This window comes from Dyadobacter sp. NIV53, assembly GCF_019711195.1.
Lineage (GTDB): Bacteria > Bacteroidota > Bacteroidia > Cytophagales > Spirosomataceae > Dyadobacter.
Genome location: NZ_CP081299.1, coordinates 4239866 through 4264277, shown reverse-complemented (window position 1 = coordinate 4264277; position 24412 = coordinate 4239866). Strand labels below are relative to the sequence as shown.

General features: G+C 39.2%; 18 protein-coding genes, 1 tRNA gene and 2 pseudogenes. 2 read left to right on the top strand and 19 right to left on the bottom strand.

What is annotated here, in order from left to right:
* Positions 1-12 precede the first annotated feature (12 nt).
* From KZC02_RS17465 to smpB, 13 genes and pseudogenes are all read right to left on the bottom strand, one after another.
* On the bottom strand, positions 13-1020 hold the full coding sequence (locus tag KZC02_RS17465; RefSeq protein ID WP_221389884.1) for a heme A synthase: 1008 nt from the start codon (positions 1018-1020) through the stop codon (positions 13-15).
* Complete coding sequence (locus KZC02_RS17460; protein WP_221389883.1) at positions 998-2872, bottom strand: cbb3-type cytochrome c oxidase subunit I; 1875 nt, start codon at positions 2870-2872, stop codon at positions 998-1000. The genes KZC02_RS17465 and KZC02_RS17460 overlap by 23 nt, the downstream gene beginning before the upstream one ends.
* 26 nt (positions 2873-2898) lie before the next feature.
* Positions 2899-4011, bottom strand: coding sequence for a cytochrome c oxidase subunit II (locus tag KZC02_RS17455; RefSeq protein WP_221389882.1), 1113 nt, complete (start codon positions 4009-4011; stop codon positions 2899-2901).
* A 21-nt stretch (positions 4012-4032) separates the two neighbouring features.
* Positions 4033-5388 carry a quinol:cytochrome C oxidoreductase gene (locus KZC02_RS17450; RefSeq protein WP_221389881.1) on the bottom strand — a complete coding sequence of 452 codons (1356 nt, stop codon included), beginning with the start codon at positions 5386-5388 and terminating at the stop codon, positions 4033-4035.
* A 34-nt stretch (positions 5389-5422) separates the two neighbouring features.
* Complete coding sequence (locus KZC02_RS17445) at positions 5423-6028, bottom strand: cytochrome c (protein WP_221389880.1); 606 nt, start codon at positions 6026-6028, stop codon at positions 5423-5425.
* 10 nt (positions 6029-6038) lie between these two features.
* A complete protein-coding gene (locus tag KZC02_RS17440) occupies positions 6039-6569 on the bottom strand; it encodes a DUF3341 domain-containing protein (RefSeq protein WP_221389879.1) in 531 nt (176 codons plus the stop codon).
* 55 nt (positions 6570-6624) lie between these two features.
* Positions 6625-8058 (bottom strand): NrfD/PsrC family molybdoenzyme membrane anchor subunit, encoded by a 1434-nt coding sequence (nrfD, locus tag KZC02_RS17435; RefSeq protein ID WP_221389878.1) that lies wholly within the window; start codon positions 8056-8058, stop codon positions 6625-6627.
* A gap of 50 nt (positions 8059-8108) precedes the next feature.
* The gene (locus KZC02_RS17430; protein ID WP_221389877.1) at positions 8109-11201 is read right to left on the bottom strand and encodes a TAT-variant-translocated molybdopterin oxidoreductase; all 3093 of its coding nucleotides are present in this window, start codon (positions 11199-11201) and stop codon (positions 8109-8111) included.
* Positions 11202-11250: 49 nt separating this feature from the next.
* Positions 11251-12472 (bottom strand): annotated as a pseudogene (locus KZC02_RS17425) (c-type cytochrome).
* Between the two features lie 345 nt (positions 12473-12817).
* Positions 12818-12888: transfer RNA gene (locus KZC02_RS17420), tRNA-Cys, on the bottom strand.
* A 90-nt stretch (positions 12889-12978) separates the two neighbouring features.
* Entirely contained in the window at positions 12979-14817 is a 1839-nt protein-coding gene (rpsA, locus tag KZC02_RS17415; protein WP_221389876.1) for a 30S ribosomal protein S1, read from the bottom strand.
* Between the two features lie 211 nt (positions 14818-15028).
* Entirely contained in the window at positions 15029-15538 is a 510-nt protein-coding gene (locus KZC02_RS17410) for an HNH endonuclease (protein ID WP_221389875.1), read from the bottom strand.
* Between the two features lie 158 nt (positions 15539-15696).
* Positions 15697-16152: an SsrA-binding protein SmpB gene (smpB, locus tag KZC02_RS17405; RefSeq protein ID WP_221389874.1), complete on the bottom strand. Its 456-nt coding sequence runs from the start codon at positions 16150-16152 to the stop codon at positions 15697-15699.
* A gap of 64 nt (positions 16153-16216) precedes the next feature.
* Between smpB and KZC02_RS17400 the strand changes: the two genes are divergently transcribed.
* A complete protein-coding gene (locus tag KZC02_RS17400) occupies positions 16217-16699 on the top strand; it encodes a nuclear transport factor 2 family protein (RefSeq protein WP_221389873.1) in 483 nt (160 codons plus the stop codon).
* A 6-nt stretch (positions 16700-16705) separates the two neighbouring features.
* Here the strand turns inward: KZC02_RS17400 and KZC02_RS17395 are convergent, their stop codons facing one another.
* Positions 16706-17683: a radical SAM protein gene (locus KZC02_RS17395; RefSeq protein ID WP_221389872.1), complete on the bottom strand. Its 978-nt coding sequence runs from the start codon at positions 17681-17683 to the stop codon at positions 16706-16708.
* Between the two features lies 1 nt (position 17684).
* On the bottom strand, positions 17685-18527 hold the full coding sequence (accD, locus tag KZC02_RS17390) for an acetyl-CoA carboxylase, carboxyltransferase subunit beta (protein WP_221389871.1): 843 nt from the start codon (positions 18525-18527) through the stop codon (positions 17685-17687).
* 259 nt (positions 18528-18786) lie between these two features.
* On the opposite strand from accD, the gene KZC02_RS17385 reads away from it, so the two are divergent.
* Positions 18787-19329, top strand: a complete 543-nt coding sequence (locus KZC02_RS17385; RefSeq protein ID WP_221389870.1) for an NADPH-dependent FMN reductase — start codon at positions 18787-18789, stop codon at positions 19327-19329.
* Positions 19330-19376: 47 nt separating this feature from the next.
* Here KZC02_RS17385 and ftsZ read toward each other — a convergent pair whose 3' ends face one another.
* The 4 genes and pseudogenes from ftsZ to murC all read right to left on the bottom strand — a co-directional run bounded on the left by ftsZ (position 19377) and on the right by murC (position 24407).
* On the bottom strand, positions 19377-20813 hold the full coding sequence (gene ftsZ, locus KZC02_RS33365; RefSeq protein WP_221395093.1) for a cell division protein FtsZ: 1437 nt from the start codon (positions 20811-20813) through the stop codon (positions 19377-19379).
* Positions 20814-21053: 240 nt separating this feature from the next.
* Positions 21054-22199, bottom strand: a pseudogene (gene ftsA, locus KZC02_RS33360) (cell division protein FtsA); the annotation flags it as partial.
* 14 nt (positions 22200-22213) lie between these two features.
* A complete protein-coding gene (locus KZC02_RS17370) occupies positions 22214-22990 on the bottom strand; it encodes a cell division protein FtsQ/DivIB (protein WP_221389869.1) in 777 nt (258 codons plus the stop codon).
* 25 nt (positions 22991-23015) lie between these two features.
* A complete protein-coding gene (murC, locus tag KZC02_RS17365; protein ID WP_221389868.1) occupies positions 23016-24407 on the bottom strand; it encodes a UDP-N-acetylmuramate--L-alanine ligase in 1392 nt (463 codons plus the stop codon).
* Positions 24408-24412: the final 5 nt, after the last annotated feature.

Here is a 24412-nt window from a genome sequence, read left to right as displayed (position 1 = left end):
CAAAACACTGTTTCAATGCGTCAAAGAACTTACTTTACTCAAATATTTATCTTCATTGATTAATAACCATACAATAAATTGTAGCCCGATCAATAAGATAGCCAGGGTCAGATGCATTGGCTGCGCATAAGGAGGAACGCCAAAGTAAGCCATCAATACTCCTGTCAACACTTCAAACGCTAAAATTATAAGACAAATCCTGCTTAACCTTTTAACCGATCTGTGGCTAGTTCCTGATTTATTAATAGTATAAAACCAAAATAAATTAGCAGCTACGACTAAAATTGAAAAAGAACGGTGAATATAAAATCTGGCATCCAGTTGATCAATCCATTCTCCTCTCGCCTCATAACCAAAGGCTCTTATTACTTCATCAATATTTTCTCTTACCTGGGTTCCTAACAGAATTTGAACCAATGATAAAATTAACACCAGCCATCCAAACGTGTTAAGAATATTCCTACCTCCTTTAGATGCAAAAATCCCGTGTGAAAAAGACGACCACGTCAAAACATATAAGAGGATAAATACGATAACAATTGCCAAAAGCATATGTATCGTGATCATCCCGGGCAGCAGTTCTGTCGATACTACTTTGGAACCGAGCCAGCCTTGTATTCCGACAAGTACAAATGCTGCGAGACTGAAATAGAAAATATGTCTTGCTCCTGGTTTTAAATAGGGAATAGAAGCCAGTAGTGTTAAAAAGATCATTACGCCCGTGAAAGCTCCTATTAACCGGTTCACATATTCAATCCAGGTTTTAACAGGATTAAATTCAATTTCGCCTTTCAGCTTCGCCCCGTAAATACTTTTATAATCAGGTGGAAGCTCAGATAACTTTGTTGGCGGTATCCAAGTTCCGAAACATTTGGGCCAATCCGGACACCCCATTCCTGCACCTGTACTTCTTACTACTCCGCCCGCAATAATAAGGCAATAGAGGGTAATAACAGTGTTTAAAGCTAATCGCCGAAAACGGCGATTAGCTTTAAAATCAATGAGAGTTGAACTGGTCATTAAAATTTTGAGCCTCAATTGCTTTCTCCGTAGAAATCAATTCGTTTTCGTGAGGAAAATTCGATTCCAAGGTTTGTGAATATGGAATATTCTGAGGAATAAAGTCTTCCTTAGCACCAGGTTTGCTGTAATCGTATGACCACCGGTAAACTGCAGGAAGTTCACCCTCCCAGTTTCCGTGACCAGGAACAACAGGTGCAGTCCATTCCAGTGTATTTGAACGCCATGGGTTTTGCGGTGCTCTTTTTCCTTTAAATATGCTGTAAAAGAAGTTCCACAAGAATATAAATTGAGCAAGGAAAGAGAATATCGCTGCTACTGATATAAACATGTTCATATCCATGAACTTGTTTGTGAAGTCATAACTTGTAAACTGATAATATCTGCGTGGAAAACCAGCAATACCCACGTAATGCATTGGAATAAAAATCAGATATATACCAATGAACGTAAACCAGAAGTGGATCTGACCAAGTGTCGGATTCATCATGCGTCCAAACATTTTTGGGAACCAGTGATAAACTCCTGCAAATAACCCAAAGGCAGAAGCCGCACCCATTACAAGGTGAAAATGCGCAACCACGAAATAAGTATCATGCAATTGAATATCCAATGCACTGTTACCAAGAATAATACCAGTCAGACCACCTGATACGAAAAGGGATACAAGTCCAATTGAGAACAACATACCAGGAGTAAAAATAATGTTACCCTTCCACAATGTCGTAATGTAATTGAAACCTTTAACCGCAGACGGAACAGCAATAATCAAAGTAAGGAACATAAATACGGATCCAAGGAAAGGATTCATACCAGTTACAAACATATGGTGGGCCCAAACAATAAATGCAAGGAACGCAATACCTAACATAGAAGCAATCATGGCACGATATCCAAAAATTGGCTTACGTGAATTGGTTGCAATTACTTCCGAAGTAATACCTAAACCTGGAAGAAGAACAATATATACCTCAGGGTGACCAAGGAACCAGAATAAATGCTGAAATAAGATAGGGCTACCACCAACATTAGGCAACGCTTCACCGTTAATATATATGTCAGAAAGGTAAAAACTGGTACCGAAATGACGGTCAAATATTAAAAGTAATACGGATGATAAAAGAACCGGGAATGAAATAAGTCCAAGTACAGCAGTAATCAAAAATGACCAGATCGTTAATGGAAGACGATCGAAAGACATTCCTCTTGTTCTTAGGTTTATGACTGTTGTTATATAATTGATCCCACCTAAAAGCTGAGAAACAATAAAGAAGGCCATACTCATTAACCACAATGTCATACCCATTCCTGATCCTGGATGAGCCTGAGGTAATGCACTTAACGGAGGATAAATTACCCAACCACCAGCAGCAGGTCCCGTTTGTAAAAACAAGGAAGCAAACATGATAATACTGGCAAGGAAAAAGAACCAGTAAGACAACATATTCATAAATCCTGATGCCATATCTCTGGCTCCAATCTGAAGTGGAATAAGGAAATTACTAAAAGTTCCACTCAAACCTGCTGTTAGTACAAAGAATACCATAATCGTACCGTGCATAGTAACCAATGCAAGGTAAAAATTAGGGTCAAGCTTTCCTGCATCACTAATCCATCCACCTAAAATCGGTTTTAACCAAGACAGATTAGAATTAGGCAATCCAAGTTGTATACGAAAAATAACAGACATGGATATTCCTATTACCGCCCATATGATACCAGTGATAAGGTATTGCTTTGCTATAATTTTGTGGTCCTCACAGAAGATATACTTCTGCCAGAAGTTTTGCGAATCATGGTGATGTTCCTGAGCATCCACATGGACGGTATCCATTCCTTCAACAGCTGACATATACTATTATAATTTTTAAATTAATATTAACGGCGAATACTACTACCCGCACCTACTCCTGTTGCAGCACTTGCAGTAGCTGAGCTATCAGCTGGGGCTGCTGTTTCAGGCAAACCTTTCATAGCCTTGGCTTTCAAATTATCTGGTACCTTAGCCAGGTATTCAGGATAAGTTTGCAAAAATGTGGATTGTTCAGCGCACCATTTTTTGTATGAAGCTTCGTCTTCAACAATCAGACGAATTTTCATTGAAAAGTGTCCTTGTCCACAAACTTCCGTACAAGCAATTTCGTAATCAAATTTAGGGTTATTCAATTCAGCACGCATTTCGGCTGTCGATTTATCCGGAACAAACCAAAATTTTGTTGGCATTCCGGGAACAGCATCCATTTTAACCCGCATATGAGGAATAAAAACACTGTGCAAAACATCACGTGCTCTGATTTTCAAAAGAACAGGACGATCAACAGGGATATGCATTTCACTCGGATTAGTAAAGTCATCAAAAGAATTTTCATCTGTTAAATCTATTCCAACCTCATTCTGTGCATCAATTAACTTGTAATTGTAGTTACCCAATTTGTTGTCATTTACACCTGCATAGCGAACGATCCAGTTAAATTGCTTTCCGGTAATTTCAATTACTTCTGCATCACGAGGAGCATCGGAAGTTATATCAGACCATGCTTTCCATCCTGTAAAAACCAACAATGCCATTACAATAGCAGGAACAATCGTCCAGATCAACTCTAGTTTATGGTTGTCAGGGTAAAAGGAAGCTCTATGGTTCTTTTTATGCTGGTATTTCCAAGCGAAAAAGAAAATAAGGAAATTTACAGCAATAAAAGGAATTGTAAGGATACCCATTGAGAACCAAAACAAATCATCTGTTCTTCTGCCATGAATTGAAGATGCTTCGGGCAAAAAGAATTCTCTTGCATGTAAATATGACCAGGTGATTGCGATTGCCCCACCAATCAAAATGACAATGAACATGGCTCCGTTAACTTTGTTACCGGATGGTTCAGTATCTTCCGAATCAGATTTTTTTACACTTTTCAATACGTCACCCAGTTTGGAGATCACTAAGCCAGTGATAACCACAAAAACAAGAGCAACTAATGCGATAATATAATACATGATAATAACAGTTTGTGCAAATTAAGCGATATCGTGATGTAATGACTCTTCCAACATTGGATGATGTCTTGGTATCAGATTTGCCTTTTCTAGCTGAGATGCTACTGAATAACCAAACGCACAAAGAAACAATAAAAAGAATCCCCATTCCAACGGACCAAATCCAGCGTTAGACCCAAGTGTGCCCGGCATTATATTCGTATAAAAATCCATATAATGACCAATAATTACACTCCAGCAAGCAACTTTCAATATCGAGTGTGTAGCTTTTGCATCCCTTGCCATTAATATTAAGAAAGGAAAGAAAAAGTTAAGGATCAGTGTGATAAAGAAGGGAGCCTTAAAAAACCCGTCATAACCTCTGAATCTCTCAATAAAATAGATCGTTTCCTCAGGCTGGTTAGCATAATAAATTAATAGAAACTGAGCAAACCATACATAAGTCCAGAAAATACTGAAAGCAAAAACAAACTTACCCAAATCTCTTAGGTGGCTTGAATTAACTGCCCTTAAATATCCTCTTTCTCTTAACATCACAATTGTCAGGGTCATTACAGCCAATCCGGCAACATGCCAGCTGGCAAGTGTATACCATCCAAACATCGTACTAAACCAGTGCGTATCAATTGACATTACAAAATCCCAGGCAGAGGTTGAAGACGTAACCCCAAATACTACGAGAAAAGCAGTTGCCCATTTGATCGATCTTTCGTATAATTCAGTTCCACCTATTTCATCCTCCTGCAACGAAAAATTACGTAGCACTCTCCACATACCATACCATAATACGAAATACAGTACTAACCTGAAAACAAAGAACGGCGTATTTAAAAAGCCTTTTTTACCGGCAATAATCGGATCATATTCTGGTCCGCCTACTTCAAATAATCCTTCATGAGTCCAATGAAACAAATCATGCCCGCCAAAGAAAAATGTGATTAGCATAATTACACCAGTCACTGGAAGGAAAGCCGGCAATGCCTCCGGGATTCTTTTAAATACTGCTGACCATCCTGCCTGAGCAAGATAATTATAAGATATGAAGAACATTCCTACTACCGAAATACCGGTAAAGTAAACAGCATTTACCCAAATATTAGCCCAAACACGTGCCATCCAGCTTATCTCATGATGACCCGCCGTGGCTGCTTCGTGAACTCTGGATGCATTTTCCGGTGTAGGATGCCCTATTGCAGATACCGCATGTTCAGCTCCATGAGCTGCTGCTTCGTGTCCGCCTCCACCATTTGCTGCCAGGTAAGCACCTACTAAAATAAGAGCTACTCCTACAGCTCCACCAATTATTAAGTTCTTCTTAGCCCCTGAGGTAAATTCAAACCGTTCTTCAATAGAAGGAATCGAATGTGCTGATGCCATTATAAAATATTATTACTCAGTTATCAAAAATAAATTAAGCTCCTTTTTGCAGTTTTTGTACATAATGTACAATTTTCCACCGCTCTTCAGGATTTATTTGCGAACCATGAGGCCACATACGAGCTTTACCATGGGTAATTACGTGGAAAATATGCCCTTCATTCAAGTTTTTGTAAGCGTCACTGGCATAATTAGGAACACCTTTATACATGGCACCTACTTTTCCATCTCCTGCCCCGGTAGCACCGTGGCAATGCTGGCAATATCTGTCGTAAAGAATTTTTCCTTCTGCCAAAGTTTTTTCATTCAATGCAATCGGATTTTTTAAAACTCTCTCCGATATTGTAATGCTATCAGCAGGAATATTATAAACCATTAAATCAACATTTGCAGAATCTCCTTCCCCAAAAGAAGTTTTATAGTTACGACGGGCCACTGTCCCTTCAACAGGCAGCCTCATTGTTAAGCCCATCGGGTTAATCGGATTTGGTTTTTCCTGTTTGTAAGGCTCATATCCAACCGGGAGGTACATATTAGGTGCATATTCCTTTCCTGGGTTGTTAGGGTCACGGCCACAGCTTACAAGAATAAGCAATACCATCAAAGAACCCGAGTATTTATATAAATCTTTAAATTTCATCGTACACACATTAAAATTGTCTGATGTTAACTTCCTCAGCACCGCTGTCTCTTAGAGCACGTGATATTTCATCTACGCTCATTGAGTTCCTTTCCATGTTGATTGCCATTACGAATTTATTATCCGTAGAACGAACATCAAATCTGGGATGATTGTGTGCGGAAGGGCTCAAACCATTTGATATAAAAAATGTCGTTACCATTCCAAATGCTGTAAAAAGTACAGTCAGCTCAAATGTAATCGGAATATAATTGGGAATAGATATTGGATCTTTACCACCTACGATCATTGGCCAGTCTATACCCATTGTCCAGATCATAAGTGTCAAAGCCACACAACATCCTGTTACTCCAAACATAAATGCAGCTATACCTATCCTGGTTCTAGGATGACCCAATGCATCGTCCATACCATGAATTGGAAATGGTGAATACACTTCCTGTATTTTCACCCCGGCTTTCCGAAGACGCGGCACTGCATGAAGCACAGTATCGTCATCATCATATACACCGACTAAATATTTACCAGTTAACTCTGCCATATATTAATACTAATAATAAATTCTGTTCTCGTTCCAATTAAGGAAAACCACTTTCTTATTCTATGTCTTTATTATACACCGGCTCTGCTACTCCCTGATGCCTTACCTTTGCAACACCCGCAATGTTTTTAGGCAGATTTGAAGAAGTAGACCTGATAACTGCCTTAACCTCTGCCATATTTATCACTGGTAAATATTTAGAGAATAAAAGGAAGAGTGTAAAGAACAGTCCGAATGAGAAAATATAATCTCCGATATCAAAACGGGTTGGAGAAAACATAGCCCAGCTGGAAGGAATATAATCGCGGTGCAAAGAAGTAACGATAATTACGAAACGCTCAAACCACATACCAATATTTACAACCACAGAAATAAAGAAGGTAAATGTAATACTGCGGCGTAATTTACGTGACCAGAACAATTGAGGAGAAATTACATTACACGTCATCATTGCCCAATATGCCCACCAGTAAGGACCAGTCATACGGTTAAAGAAAGCATAATATTCGTATTCTACTCCGGAATACCATGCAATAAAGAATTCTGTAATATACGCCACACCCACAACGGAACCCGTTAAGGTGATTACCTTATTCATGGTTTCAATGTGTTCTAATGTAATATAATCTTCCAGTCTGTAAACCACACGTGTAATAAGCATCAGATTTTGTACCATGGCAAATCCTGAAAAGATAGCACCCGCTACAAAGTACGGAGGAAAGATTGTTGTATGCCATCCCGGAATTACTGAAGTTGCAAAGTCCATACTTACAATAGTATGCACGGATAATACAAGGGGTGTGGATAAACCAGCAAGAATTAAGCTGATATATTCATAACGAGACCAGGTTTTAGCCGAACCGTCCCAACCCATAGCAAATGTTCCATACATAAAGCGGGAAATTTTACTCGTTGCGCGGTCACGGATTGTAGCCAAATCAGGAATTAAACCAATATACCAGAATACTAGAGATACCGAGAAATAAGTACTGATCGCAAAAACGTCCCATACAAGCGGTGAGTTGAAGTTTACCCATAAAGATCCAAAAACGTTTGGAAGAGGTAAAGCCCAATATGCCATCCATGGACGGCCCATGTGCATAAGGATAAATGAAGCAGCACAAATAACCGCAAAAATGGTCATTGCTTCTGCCGCACGGTTAATAGATGTTCTCCATTTTTGACGGAAAAGCAAAAGAATAGCCGAAATTAAAGTTCCTGCATGACCAATACCTACCCACCATACAAAGTTTGTGATATCCCAAGCCCAGCCGACAGTTTTATTCAAACCCCAGACTCCCAAGCCTTCCCACCAGGTCCACGCCAGACATGCCGATCCATAAGCCAGTACAATCAGGGAAATTCCAAACGCAATTTTCCATTCCTTCGTTGCTGGCCCTTCTACCTGGCGGCATATATCTTCCGTCACGTCTGCGTACGTTTTACCTCCTTGAATCAGGGGGTTTCTCACGGGTGAAGTAACATGCATACTACTCTAATTTATAATGATTTAATCTTTAATACAAATTCCGGGGAAGACTAAGCGTGTTCCTTTTTAGCTTCAATTTTTGTTCCAGCATCTTTGTTTCTCACTTTTGTTAAGTAAGATATCTGAGGCCGAACATTAATTTCTTCCAGCATATGGAAGGCACGTCCCTCTTTCTCTATTTCCAATAACTTTGAAATTTTACTTTCAGGGTCATTCATATCTCCAAAAGTAATAGCGTTAGTTGGGCATGAAGAAGCACAAGCTACGCTTACGTCACCATCAACAACACGTCTTCTCTCTTTTTTAGCTGTTAATTTGGCATCCTGAATTCTATGGACACACATTGAACATTTCTCAATAACTCCTCTGGAACGTACTGTTACGTCAGGATTAATGACCATTTTACCAAGATCATTATTAAAGTTATAATCAAAATTATCATTGTCAAAATATTTGAACCAGTTGAAACGACGTACTTTGTATGGACAGTTATTTGCACAATACCTCGTACCAACGCAACGGTTATAAGTCATTTGGTTTAACCCTTCAGAACTATGGGTAGTTGCCAATACCGGACAAACTGTTTCGCAGGGAGCATTATTACAATGCTGGCATAACATTGGCTGAAAAGTAACTTCTGGATTTTCAGAAGCAATTTCCAATCCTCTGAGATCTTCAACATCGGCATCACTGCTGTAATAGCGGTCAATACGCAACCAGTGCATTTCGCGACTGTTAATTACTTCCTGACGCCCGACAACAGGTATATTATTTTCAGACTGGCAGCTTATCACGCATGAGCCACATCCAAAACATGTGTTCAGGTCAATGACCATTCCCCATGAGTGGTTTTTATATTTATGACCATTCCAAAGTGAAAGGTCTGTTGCATCTACTTCACCTTCTGATGTATGTATTTTCGGAATAAAACGGCCTGCCAAAGGATCTTTCTGGAAATGTGCCAGAACTGTTTCCTGAAGCACAGATTTACGGTTCATCACTGTATTGTGAGTCTGCGTTTGCGCTATTTCCCTTGTTTCACCCGTTTTAGCAACTGATGCTACGCCAGGAGTTAAAGAAAGAAACCCTTCTGAGAAGATAGCAAGAGGATAAACATTTTTACCCACATTATTCGCAGATTTGCCCGCTTTTACACGGCCAAAACCAATAGCAACTGCAACAGTTCCATTAGCCTGTCCCGGCTGAATTAAAACAGGAACCTCAACAGATTTTCCTTTAATCTCTATTTTAACCATATCCCCCTGAGCGAAACCTAATTCAGCCGCAGTTTTTTGAGATATAAGTGCGTGATTATCCCAGCACGCTTTTGTTACCGGATCAGGCAATTCCTGCAACCAGGGATTATTTGCCAGGGCTCCGTTACCAATTCCAATATTTTCAAACAGCGTAAGTTCGATATCAGAAGAAGAGGCTTTATATTTTTTTGATATTCCGGCAGCTGCCGCACTTAAATTTCCGGCAAAACTTATTGCTGAATTACCAGTTGTTGAAGTCGTATCATAAATACCATCATGAAGAGATTTTATCCAGAAATTTTCAAAATTTCCTGTACCTCCCTGAGTGTAAATATTCTTTCTCCAATATGCTTTTAAATATTCGTGAAAGTCAGAGGGCAGACCGGCCCATTTCAACAAACTGGCTTGTGCCTGACGTGTATTGAAAATCAAACTAATAGCAGGCTGTGTCAAACTGTATGAACCAGAAACTGGCTCAGCATCATTCCAGGATTCCAAATAATGCGGTGCAGGACAAATATATTTGAATAATGAAGATGTTTCGTCTGCACGATCGTTAAATGAAATGCTCAGTGAAACTTTTGGCAAAGAAGCTTCCAATTCTGCACCACGAGGATGGTCATATACCGGATTCGCTCCAAATAATATAACAGCATCAACTTTTCCGCCTTTTACTTCATCAATAAACTGGTTCATTGCTATGTCATTCCCAAGACGGAAATTAACAGCCTTGTCCAGATTTATAGTTGATCCATAATTACCTAACAAACTGTTTAAGGCATTAACTACAACCTGAACAGAAGGGTCATTTATTCCGCTTACGACAAGTGCCTGTCCTTTTGCCGCAACAAGTTCTGCTGCTGCTTTGTCCAGATTAGGAACTTCTATCGACGCTGCTGGTATAGCAGTTCCGCCTAATTTTGCAGCAACCTTATTATATAAAGATGTTACAACTAAACCAAGTTGTGAAGGCTTAACAGCTGAACGGTAATCAGCATTTGATCCTGTTACTGAAAGAATCGACTCAAACTGATAATGGCGGGACATTTCTTTCTTACCATCCTTATCACTACCTAATCTACGAGTTTCTGCAAATTGAGCTGAGAAAGTATCAGGAGATAACCATGAACCAAGAAAATCAGCGTCAATACTAACTATTACTTTCGCTTTACTAAAATCATACGAAGGAATTACGGCCTTACCAAATGAAAGCTCATTTCCTTTAACAATTGCCGAAGACGAATTTGCATCGTAAACAACGTACCCAGTTGTAGGATATTTTGCAGTAAAATCAGCAATAACTGACTTTGTCGATGGGCTTAAAATTGTAGAGGAAACAATGCGAATCGCTCCACCTTTTGCAGCAATCTGTGTAAGTTGACTGAGAATCTCTTTGTCAATAGTATCCCAGCTAACTTTGGAATCATCTCCTTTTTTAGGGCCTCTTAATTTTTCATTATCATATAATCCTAAAAGAGAAGCATGGGCACGCGAACTAACGCCGAATGAAACTTTGGAAAGTGCATTACTTTCAATTTTCACAGGACGACCTTCACGGGTCTTTACCAGAATACTGGCATAATCCCCACCTTCTGAATAAGTCGATGCATACCAGTTAGCTATTGTAGGAAATTCACCTTCTGGCTTATTAACGTAAGGTATTGCTTTTTTTACAGGAGCTTCACAAGCTGCAAGTGAAACAGCCGCCATTCCAAAGCCCAAAACTTTTAAGAAATCTCGGCGGTGCGTTCCAACTCCGTCTACCAAACTTTCATATTGGCTTTCTGTCGGTCCATCAGCAAACTCTGAACCTGCACTCTTAACAAATTTTTCATCGTTACGCAGCTCTTCCAGTCCCCTCCAATATCTTTTACTAGTATTTTCCATAAAACTATTCAATACAAATGAGTTGTATTCCGGTATTAAATTCTATTGATTAATAGTGACATTTAGAGCATTCCAGCCCGCCAATATCAGCTACTTTTAAAGCTTCTTTACTTTCAGATGAGTGCAACTGAACAAGCTTATCGTAATACTTATTATCCTTTGTATTAACCTCAGTCTTACGGTGACAATCGATACACCATCCCATTGTTAATGAAGAACGCTGCTGGATAACTTCCATTTTTGCAACATCGCCATGGCAATTTTCACATTCAACGCCACCCACATTTACGTGCTGAGCATGGTTGAAGTATGCAAGATCAGGAAGGTTATGTACCCGAACCCACTCAATAGGCTGATTATTTTCTATTGAAGTATATATTTTTTGAATTTCCGGAGATTCTTTTTTAATCACACCGTGGCAGTTCATACAAATATTTGCAGAAGGAATATGTGCAGATTTACCTCTGTTCACACCGGTATGGCAATAGTTACAATCAATTTTGTATTCGCCAGCATGAAGTTTGTGCGAAAATGAAATTGGTTGCTTAGGCGCATATCCCTGTTGAACACCAACACCATACGCACCATCCAAAGTAGCTTTCAAAACCAAAAGCACAAATATCCATATGGTAGCAGAACGTATTGAAGGATCCATTGCAATGCCTTTCAATCTATTTCCCAGACTGGTCATGAAATCGACCTTATCAGCTTCTTCTGTCGTAGTACCTGAAACCGCCTTAGATAACAATGATACAATAACAAGTAAAACAGCAAGTACCAATAACATCACTACTACCAACGCAACCACAACAATCATAAAAAAGATCTGACGGGCCGCTAGCCTGAGTTGTCGCACCGGCTACAGGTGCTGCCGCGCCTGCTGCAGGAGCCGCTGCTGCCGTTCCTGCTTTATCAACGTAAGCAAAAATTCCTTTAATATCGTCATCAGATAAATTCGGAAAGCTTGTCATTTGCGCTTTCGAATAATCATTGTATAATTTTACAGCAACAGGATCACCCGATGCAATTACAGCCTGAGAATTTTTTACCCATTTAGATAACCAGGCAAAATCATGACGAGTACTTGCTCCTTTTAATCCGGGACCAACTATTCTTTCATCAGTTACAGCATGGCACTGCGCACAATTATTTTTGAACAAAGTTTCGCCCTTTGCTGCATCGCCCCCGCCTGCTGCCGGTGCCGCACCAGCTACTGCTGTACTATCCTGAGCCCACACCAAGCTTGGTACGCTTAGCATAATGGCAATCATTAGAGCTGCAAAAGTTTTTGAGCAATTAAAGAAGGAACTAAACTTAGAGTCTTCTCGGAATGGTATATTCATAATCAACTATTCATTATTCTTCAACAGACAAAACTAGTGCACGATTTTATATCCACAAAAGTATTTGAGGTATATTTTATAACGACACCTTATTTATAATTTTTCTAATTTATCTAGGATAATCAAAGTACTAACAGGCTGATTGACTTTCTGAATTTCAACTATTTAACAAAAAAATACCATTTGAAAACTCCAAAAATTTTGGTTCATTTCAAATGGTATTAGATCAAAAAAGATCCGTCCGTGAATAAAAAACCGGACGAAATTTATCCGAGGTTCCGAGCGGATTCGAACCGCTGTACGAGGTTTTGCAGACCTCTGCCTAGCCACTCGGCCACGGAACCAAAAGTTCGGGTTAGCTATAAGCAGTTGCATATAGCTAACCCGGGTGCAAAAGTATTAAAAAATTCTCTACTCCTCACTCTTATTTACTTTTAATTATTTTTTTCCTTCTTTTCGTTTTCTTCAAATTGTTCTTTCAAAGCAGAAAGCACACTTAAATCACCAAAAGTAGACTTTTCGCCTTCTTTGGTTGATGACTCATTATTTGAAGATCCCTTAGCAGGAGCAGACTGAGAACTAGCAGCCTTAGCTGGTCTTTCCTCTTTTTTCTCCTCAACAACCGGAGCAGGTACTTTCACCTTGGAATGTGTAAGAACTATTTTCTTCTCATCCTTAAGGAATTCCAATACAGTAAAGTCAAGGCTTTCTCCAACTTCAACGAAAGTACCGTCTTCTTTTGTAAGGTTTTTAACTGCTGCAATACCTTCAATACCATAAGGTAATTCAAGTGTTGCGAATTTGTCACCTTTTGCAACGATTGTAGATTTGTGAACAGATCCAACTGCAAAGATGGTTTCAAATGTATCCCAAGGGTTTTCTTCAAGTTGTTTGTGGCCCAAAGCAAGACGACGGTTATCCGCATCCAATTCAAGAACTACAACTTCAAGTTCGTCATTTACCTTAACGAAGTCAGAAGGATGTTTGATTTTCTTAGTCCATGATAAGTCAGAAACGTGTACCAGTCCGTCTATACCTTCTTCCAGCTCAATAAATAAACCAAAGTTGGTAAGGTTACGAACAACACCTTTATGGCGTGTACCAATTGCATACTTATCTTTCAATGAACCTTGAGTCCAAGGATCTTCAGTAAGTTGTTTGATACCCAAAGACATTTTGCGTTCCTGACGGTCAAGAGTCAATACAACTGCATTGATCTCGTCATTTACGTTCATGAATTCCTGAGGATTGCGCAGATGCTGAGACCATGACATTTCAGATACGTGGATCAAACCTTCAACGCCTGGTTTGATTTCAAGGAATGCGCCGTAATCAGCAACATTAACAATACGTCCTGTAACTTTCGATCCAACCTGAATTTCTTCAGCCAAAGAATCCCATGGATGAGATTGCAGTTGTTTCAGACCAAGAGAAATACGTTTCTTTTCTTCATCAAAGTCAAGTACAACCACGTTTAATTTCTGATCCAAAGATAAAAGGTCAGATGGGTGGTTGATACGGCCCCATGAAATATCAGTAATGTGCAAAAGACCGTCAACACCACCAAGATCGATAAACACACCGAAGTTGGTCATGTTTTTGATCACACCTTCAAGTACCTGTCCTTTTTCAAGGTTGTTCAGTATTTGCTGACGTTGTGCTTCAAGATCTTTCTCGATTAGTATTTTATGTGATACAACTACGTTATCATTAGCGTAATTGATTTTCACAACTTTCACTTCCATACGTTTTCCAACAAAAATGTCGAAATCACGAATTGGCTTCACATCAATTTGTGAGCCTGGCAAGAAAGCTTCGATACCAAATATATCTACAATAAGACCACCTTTCGTTCTTCTTTTAACGTTGGCATCAATAACCACGTCTTCATCAAACGATTTCTGAATGTTATCCCAGGCAGTAATTACTTTTGCTTTTTTACGGGATAATACAAGCTGACCTTGGGCGTCCTCCTGGTTTTCTACATATACTTCCACTGTATCCCCAATTTTCATACCGGGAAGGTCGCGGAATTCATTAGATGAAACTATACCATCAGATTTGAAACCAATGTTAAGAATCACTTCACGATCAGTAATACCTACTACTACTCCTTTTACTACTTCTTTTTCCTGAACAGGAGAAATTGTAGTATCATACATTTGTTCAAAACGATTACGTTCAGCGGCAGAATAGCCCGTTCCGAAACCTTTGTCTTCTGCTTTATCCCAATCGAAATCAGGAAGTGGTTGATTTTGTTTTTCCTTAGACATAAATAGGACCTATTGCTCTTGTACTTACATCAGCTGCCGAGCTAAACAGATGAAAATTTGTGAAATTGAATATTTTAAAAAAACAGAGCGCAAAGGTACAATTTCTATTAATTAAAATCCAGTGTATCAGTAGATATTAATTAAAAAACAAAAACCCGCTGAACATAATTGAATCAGCGGGTTGAAAATATCTTTCAGTTACAATCAATATTTAGCGGTTTCTCTCTTTTACTCCTAAATAAGGAAGCCATTCTTCATCGGCCAGGCCGGAAAAATCACGAATAAACATCAGGAAGGAAGGACGAAAAGGCCGTTGGCGCAAAGGCATATTTGCCTCTTCCGGAGTATGATCTCCTTTTCTGGAATTACATCTCTTACATGCTGTGGCAAGATTATCCCAATTCGTTTTACCGCCACGAGATTTTGGTATTACATGATCCAGGGTAAGATGATCGTGCGTTCCGCAGTACTGGCAGCGGTTACCATCCCTTTTAAAGATATTGTGGCGGGTCATTACAACGCCGCGGTATGGAAGGTGGATGTAATGATTCAGGCGAATAACTACAGGCGACGGATATGCATTACTTACTGTCCGGAGAAAGTTGCTGGGGGATTCGGCCAGCATTTCGGCCTTATTCATGTAAACTAATAAAAACGCCTTTGGAACTGTGCAAACACTTAATGCGCTATAATCTTGATTAAGAACCAGTACTTTACCCATGAGCCTTTGAGGTAATTGATTCTGACAATATATGAATTATTACGTAAAAAAACGTAGGTGAAAATTCAAATATTGTAAAAAAAATCACTTCTGGTAACTAATACTATATCTCTGGCAAGCGTATAAGTGTTTTTAGCCCGCCTTAATTTTTAGAATTATTAATTGGTACGATCCATTTCGCGTTTAACGTCCCTTTCCTTGATGGTTTCCCGTTTATCATATAGCTTTTTACCTTTTGCCAATGCTATATGTAATTTTGCCAAACCACGCTCACTGGTAAAAAGCCGGACAGGTATGATGGTCAATCCCTGGTCTTTCAGGTTTTCAGTTAATTTTTTCATCTCCCGCTTGGTAACCAGTAGTTTCCGGTCACGCATTGGGTCATGATTATAATGTGTACCTTCTGTATACGGTGAAATATGAAGACTGCGAACATATAGCTCTCCATCCATAAAAAGGCAATATGCATCCTGGAAATTGACCTTACCCTGTCGGATAGATTTAATTTCAGTTCCTGTCAGAGCCATTCCCGCGGTAAATTCTTCAACAAAATAATATTCGAAAGATGCCTTTCTATTCCTTATATCTACTTTTTTTACTAATTTTTCAGACATTATATTCTTTTGATTACAAAAAGAAGTGTAAAATTAAATCATTTAGCTAAAACTATACCAATTAATGAGCAAAGTCCCGGCAAACCATTTTTTTACCATTCTTGTATTAACTCTTATATTTAATTTATCTCACCAGACATTACTGGCGCAAAAACAGGACAGTAAAATTCGTGCTGTTGTTGACAAACTCTTTGATGGGATGAAAGCAGGGGATTCAGCCATGATAAGAAGTGTATTTATGAATGATAATGCCTTTTCTACCATTTCTAAAAATTCCAGGGATTCTGTAACAGTAAGGTCAGACGGTAATGCAGACGGATTTATTAAGGCAGTAGGTACTCCTCACAATGAAATATGGGATGAAAGAATCTATAACGTAAAAATCAGTGTGGACGGACCTATGGCAATTGTATGGGCTCCTTACAAATTTTACCGAGGCGAAACATTTTCACATTGCGGGGTGAATGTATTTACTATGATAGAAACAACAACCGGATGGAAGATAAGGGAAATAACAGATACACGAAGAAAAACAGATTGCCCTTAATTCATCTTAAAACTTCACCATTTGCTTCCAGGTACCTTTGATCCTGTTATATTTCAATGTACTTGGCAATGCTTTCCACCAATATCTGTTCATCTCAACCGCGAAAGAGGGTTGCATGTAACAATTTATTGCACAGCCTTCACAAGCAGGTAGTTTTCCTTCCAACGCGACAAGGTTCTGAACTTCTTCCGATTGATACAGATCATACAGATTGCCCTCAATTGGAAAATCTTTCAGGCCTAAATGATAACAGGGCAGGATTAGTTTATTCTCAGGAGAAATAACCAGGGTCGTGCTTGCTGCTTTGCAAACCGAGTCCTCAACATGATTGCCACCGTCGAGCCGGAGTTGAATAAATGCTTCATTGAGATAAACGTTCTTCTGTTTTCCCCACCAAAGCATTTCTTTTAAAGCATCAGCCGAAAGATTACCACCAATACCGTTGTATTCAAATACAGGATTTAAAATCAATATCAGATCATTAGGCAAACAAACTTCTTCCCAAAGCTGCCTGATCTGATGTACATTTTCTTCAAAAACGGTAAAAATAATATCAGGACGTTCACCCAGGCTTTTTGCAATCCGGATCGACTCCATAACCTTATCGAAACATTTTACATTCCTTGATTTATCATGCTCATCCCGATCCGGTGAATCCAGTGAAAAATGAAGCATATCAATCAATCCATGCAAACGTTCAGCATATTTAGGATACAATAAACCGTTGCTAGTTACTGTGGTAATCATTCCAAAATCTTTGGCTTCACGAAGCAGAACATCCAGTTGCCTGTGCAGCAAAGGTTCGCCGCCCGTGAAATCAATGACTTTAACACCTAAGCGTTTTAAATCCCTAAGGTTTTCCCTTAAATTTTCAACTGTTATGTAAGGAGAAGGCTTTTCCCATATGTCACAAAAACTACATGATGCATTGCAGCGATAGGTCACATAGTAATTACAAAGCACAGGATGGGAAATCAAACGCATATCAACTCAGCATAGTTAGCAGGCTAGTCAGCTTATCTTTTAAATCTTTACGATCAACAATGAAATCAAGAAAGCCATGTTCCAGTACAAACTCTGCACTTTGAAATCCTTTGGGAAGATCTTTTCCTATGGTTTCACGGATTACACGCGGACCGGCAAATCCAATTAACGCTTCCGGCTCAGAAATATTGAAATCTCCAAGCATGGCATAGGAAGCTGTTACACCACCAGTGGTTGGATCTGTAAGTAAGGAAATGTATGGTAGTTTCGCTTCTGATAGTAAAGCGAGCCGCGCAGAAGTTTTTGCCATTTGCATTAATGAAAAACCAGCTTCCATCATTCTTGCACCACCCGATTTGGAAATCATCAAAAACGGCAATTTCTTTTTGAGCGCATAATTAATGGCACGGGCAATTTTCTCTCCAACAACTGATCCCATTGAACCACCAATGAAATTAAAATCCATACAGGCAATTACAACGTCCAGATCGTTCATTTTACCGTAACCTGTACGAACTGCATCTTTCAATCCGGTTTTCTCAATAGTTGCTTTTACCCGGTCAGGATACGCTTTGGTATCAACAAAGTGCAATGGGTCGCCGGAAGTAAGATTTGCATCCAATTCCGTAAATTCGTTTTGATCAAATAAAAGCTCGAAGTATATATCGGAACCTACCTTTTCATGGTAATTGCAATGCGGACAAGTATAAGCATTCAGCTTGTGCTCACGGGTAGGTGTGATTTTTTTACAATTAGGACATTGATACCATAAACCATCCGGAGCTTCACGCTTCATTTCGGTGGGTGTATTAATACCTTTTTCTTTCCGAATAAACCAAGACATATTATTATGTGGGTTAACGCCTTAAATAAAGGACTGTAAATAAGTTCTTTATCCTATTTTCATGATGAATTAAGGGGTCAAATATAACAATAAATGTTGGGTATAATGAAAGAGTGAACTAGTATTGCATTTAATTAGGAAGCTTCTACATATGAATCAGGAATAGAGCACTGAACATATTTGACTGAAAATTGTTTTCTTTTATACATTATCAATCTGACACTGACCGTAATACTGCGGTTTTAAAACCGCTTTTCTAATGAGTACATCTACTTCACCCATAGTGATTATTGTTGGCACAAACAGGCCGGATTCAATGTCACGAAAAATAGCTGAATACTATCAGGACATTCTCAGTCAGTTCGATGCTCCCAGTATTATATTGGATCTTGTTAATTTGCCTCATGACTTTACCGTTTCTGCGATGTATGAAAATTCAGGAAAAAATGAAGCATTCAATAACCTGAAAGCATTGCTGGAAAAAACGGACAAATTTGTTTTTATAGTTCCAGAATATAATGGCTCTTATCCGGGAGTTCTAAAAGCTTTTATAGACGGACTGCCCTATCCCAATAGTTTTTCCAATAAAAAAGCTGCGCTGGTAGGTTTGTCATCTAATATGCAGGGAGCAGCCCTGGCTTTAAGCCATCTTAATGATGTGTTCAGTTATTTAGGCATGAATACGTTAGCACTCAGGGTTAAACTGGCCCAGATACGCTCACATTATCAAGACAAAATTATTTCAAATGCACTCTATAAGGAATTATTGGAAATGCAGGCAGAACAGATTATTCGTTTTTGAAAATTCGCTTTCTTAAAATAGAAAAAGGAGCTATAAAGCTCCTTTTTCTATTTTAACCAATGCTGCTCCATTTCATTTGCCGGAATCGCCGGACGTCTCCACAAATCAATCCTGCTCCTGCGATATGCCGGGCCTTCAAGATCTGAATATTTAATCAATCCATCCTGAAAGACTTTGATCATTGCCTGAAGCTTCTCAGATTCTTCATTTGAAAAATCTTCGCTGTCATGTGGATCAATGATAGAAACACTATGAAAATTTTTGACGTCGGATATAACATCGTTATCTAAGATAATATCAACTGTGCTCGTATTGGTATTTTCAGCCAATTCTCCGGTCAGAACAAATCTTTCAGAAGGAATTTCATTATTTAAATGGATAATTGTTTCTGATTCGGGAGCAATTAGAGGTTTAATTTTCAAACTGTTTTTAAGCTCCATTCCCGGAATCGGAGATTCTATACTGTCAAAACCAGCCGCTACAATTGTTACACGAAGCTTATCTCCCAGAGAATCATCCGTAATTGTTCCTAACTTGAACATGCGGGCTTCTCCGCCTACCTGTGAAAGAACAAACTGCCAGATTCTGCTTTGCTCTTTCATTGTTGCTTCTTTCTTCTTGCTTGTGGCCAGTGTCACAAGGATGCGCTTGGCACCTCTTATATCTCTGTCATTCAGCAATGGAGAATCAAGAGCTTCCTTAATTGCCAGCTGAGCACGGTCAGCTCCGGTTGCTTCTGCAGTTCCCATTACTGACTGACCAGCACCCTTAAGTACTTTTTCTACATCTTTAAAATCCGTATTGATATTACCATTGGTAGTGATAATTTCGGATATACTTTTAACAGCATTCAGCAAAATCCCATCAGCTTCCGCGAAAGCCTGGGTAAGTGTCATATCTTCATAAAGCTCCTCCAGCTTGTCGTTTAATACAACAAGTACAGTATCGCTAAATTCTTTGAGCTGTTCAATTCCTTCCAAAGCCTGTTCCTTTTTGTCAAGGCCCTCCCATGTATAAGGAGCTGTTACTACGGCAACTGTCAGTTTCCCCATTTCCTTGGCAAGCTGAGCAATTACAGGAGCTGCACCTGTTCCTGTACCCCCACCCATACCAGCTGTTATAAAAACCATCTGGATTGATCCTCCAAGAAGTCCTTTGATCTCTTCAATTGTTTCGAGAGCAGCTTCTTTTCCCTTGGATGCGTCAGTACCAGCTCCAAGTCCCTGTGTTAAAGTAGCACCCAGCTGGATCTTAACAGGGACAGGACTGTTAGCGAGTGCCTGGCGATCTGTATTACAAACTGCAAATTCTACATCTTTGATTTTTTTCTCAAACATGTAATTAACTGCATTGCTTCCTCCGCCGCCAACGCCTATGACCTTGATAATAGCAGGCTCGCTATGATTTACGCCATTTGGTAGTTCCTTCACTATTTCGTTCACAATATAATCCTGGTCTAATGCGTGTAACAAACTAGTATTCATAATCCCGGAGTTAATAAATAGTTTTTTTATATCAGTATTCGTCAGTATTTTCCTCTTTTTTCCTAGAAAATTATCCCAGAAAAAGCGGCCTGTTTTTTTAGGTTCTTCTTTTTCCTTTTCTCTCTCCTCTTTTTTCTTAACCTCCTGGTGATAATTATGATTCACAACTACGGTTGGTTTACATACAGATTTTACACGGGAATCAATATCTTTTAATCCTGCCCATGCCAATCCGATTGCTGTTGCAAATGTAGAATTGCTCACTGCATCTGCTTTTACAGTACGAGTCAGATTTTCCGGAAAACCTACGCGTACAGACATTTCGGTAACTCTTTCAAACAATACTTCTATTTCATCTATATTCGCACTGCCGCCGGTTAATACAATACCTCCAATCAGTTTTTCATGATGCCCCGACTTCAGTATCTCTGCATAAACCATTGCAGCTATTTCTTTAAGTCTTTCTTCAATGATAAGCGCAACATTCTTTTTCAGTACTTGTTTTGGAGGCCTGCCTGCCAAGAAATTAACTAAAATTTCAATGTTGAGAGGAATATCTCCGGAAACTGCTACTCCGTATTCCTTTTTCAATTGCTCTGCATTTTCAACCTGAATGCCACAGCCCGTTGCCAAATCGTTGGTAATATGCCTTCCACCAATAGGAAAAGATGCAATATGCCTGATAATACGATCCTGATAAATTACCAGGTCAGTCGTATGATCCCCGATATCAACCATTGCAATACCTGCTTTGATCTCATTATCCGTTAGTACAGACAAACTCGTTGCAAGCGGTGCATAAATCAGTTTATCAAATTTCAAATTGGCATCTGCCTCGAGTAAACTTTTCTTCGTGCGCTGAATTGATTGGTTATTTGCGGAAACAATCAGAAAATTTCCGCCAAGTTTTATTCCTGTACGGCCAACAGGCTCGCGTACACCAACTGCATTGTCAACCGTAAAATCAATTGGTAAAACGTGCAAAACATCATAATTTGGTTCTGTTTTGGCCCGATACATATCATCCACCAATTGATCCACATCTCTCTGCGTAACTTCTTCACCAGTAGAAGCCGAAGGTCTGATTACACCATCGCTTTGTGAACTGACACGCACGTGTAGCCCGCTAAAACTTACATTAACTACACCTATATCAAGATCGGAACGCAAAGATGCTTCGGCAAGAGCCTCACGAATTGCAGCTCCAACCTGTTTTATATTTTCGACAGAACCATTTATAACCGCTCCTGCTGGCACAGAAATCTCACTGAATCCCAAAATTTCAATATTACTTTGACGTGCCCCTGACGAAACTCCGTGAGCGGCTACGACTGCAATTCTGGTACTTCCAATATCTACTCCAACTACTATTTTATCTTGTGCCATGCTGATGGTGAATGTTATTCACAAACTATTTGATCTTGAAACTTAATACTTATTTTTGAATATCTGCTCCAATCCTGACTAAGAACCTTCTCATAAAACAAACGGAGCTTATCAAATTTGGACTCATAATCCTCTGCCGTACCAAACTCTATTGTCTGGTCTCCGAAAACTGTAATCAGGTGAATTTCACCATCTTTATCAGCATCCAGCTGGGCAACCTGAGCTTTCCAGAAAGAATCTGTATTAAGAAAACGTATTAAGTCCATTAGAGATTTCCCCTTTTCAGTTTTTAGCCTTTCCGCATTTCTAAAATAGGACCCGGAAACGATTAAAGCCCGTGCTGAAAATGTTTCGGATAATGGAAAAAAAACGCCTTCGTTATTAATATAGTACCCACTGGTATTTTGCAAATTTCCGTTATCTGACGTGTTGATCCATCTGGCAAGTGGCCTCTCCTGCTCTACATCTACCACCACATTACCTTTCAAATCCCGGAATACCTGACATTTTTTTATTAATTTATTCTTTCTTACGCGGTTTTCGAGGTCATTTAAATTCACCTCGTCTAATCTGCTTCCCATCAATGGGTCTCCTCCATTTTCTGTTAAAAGCATCTGAACATCTGTCTGATTAAGAAAATATGCCCCTGAATCACCCTCAATTGAGATTACCAGATTGGTACAGCGCTGCATATTTAACCTGCTTTCTGTCATTCCTATTCCTGCAACAAGAAGGATTAGCCATAAGCTGCGTTTAACAAATTTCCAAGAATACTCAAATTTACGTAACATCTTAGTAATATTAAAAATGCTTTAGCTAAATATTAGCAAATGAACTTACTAAAACATTTTTGATAGGCCCAATTAAAGTATCTATATCACCCGCTCCAATTGTTACTACAATATCAGTAGTAATTATAGGTAGAAGTTCAAGAAGTTCATGTTTGGCTATCAGATTTTTATCTAAAATACTCACTTTCTCTAAAAGCATTTCGGAGTTAACACCTTCAATAGGTAATTCCCTTGCCGGATATATCTCTAATAAAAGAAGTCTGTCCGCGAGTGATAAGCTTTTAGCAAAACCATCAGCAAAATCTCTGGTTCTTGAAAAAAGATGAGGCTGGAAAATAGCCGTTATATGCCTGCCCGGATACAATGCTCTTACTGAAGTTAAAAAAGCTTCAATTTCGGCAGGATGATGTGCGTAATCATCGATATAAACTTTGTTACCGGTTTCAATCTGATATTCAAAACGGCGTTTTACCCCACGATAATTTTCCAAAGCTTCCTTTATTGTTTCAGGAGCAACTCCCAGGTATAAAGCTACTGCACCCGCAGCAAGAGAATTTTCTATATTGTGATATCCCGGTATCACCATTGCAACATCTCCAATCCGGCCATCCGGGTATACCAGATCAAAAACAAATCTTGCTTTTTCTATCCGGATATTATCAGCATAATAATCCCCATCGGAAAGAGAATATGTTAAAACCTTCGCCTTGGTTGATGAGGCCAGATCCAATCCATTTTTCATGAACAACACACCATTTTCATCAATCTGGCTAACGAATTCTTTGAAAGAATCCAGCATGGCCTCATGTTGGTGATAAATGTCCAGGTGATCAGCATCTGTAGAAGTTACGACAGCTATTTCGGGAAAAAGTGTCAGAAAGGATCTGTCAAATTCATCAGCTTCAACTACACATAACACTTCTTCCAGATTGTCGGTGGGCGTGTTGAGCAAAAGGTTTGTTCCGTAGTTTTGCGTAATACCACCTAAAAAAGCCGTGCTGTTTACGTCTGCGTGACGTAAAATATGGGCTATGATTGAGGATGTAGTTGTTTTCCCATGCGTTCCTGCTACACCAATCGTTCTCAGGTTTTTGGTCAGCATGCCCAGTACCTGTGATCTTTTCAGGATTAAAAAGTTATTATCCCTGAAATAAAGCATTTGCTTGTGCTGAACCGGTACTGCCGGTGTATATACAATCAATGTCAAATCCGGATTTTCAATAAATTCGGCAGGTATAGCAGTTACCTCATCTTCAAGGTTGACTTCAATGCCTTCATCAATCAAAGTTTTTACAAGGGTAGTTAGTGTTTTATCATATCCTGCAACCTGGAATCCATTCGCTTTAAACCAACGGGCCAATGCGCTCATTCCTATTCCCCCGATCCCCACGAAATAAATATATTTCCAACTTGTCATTGGTG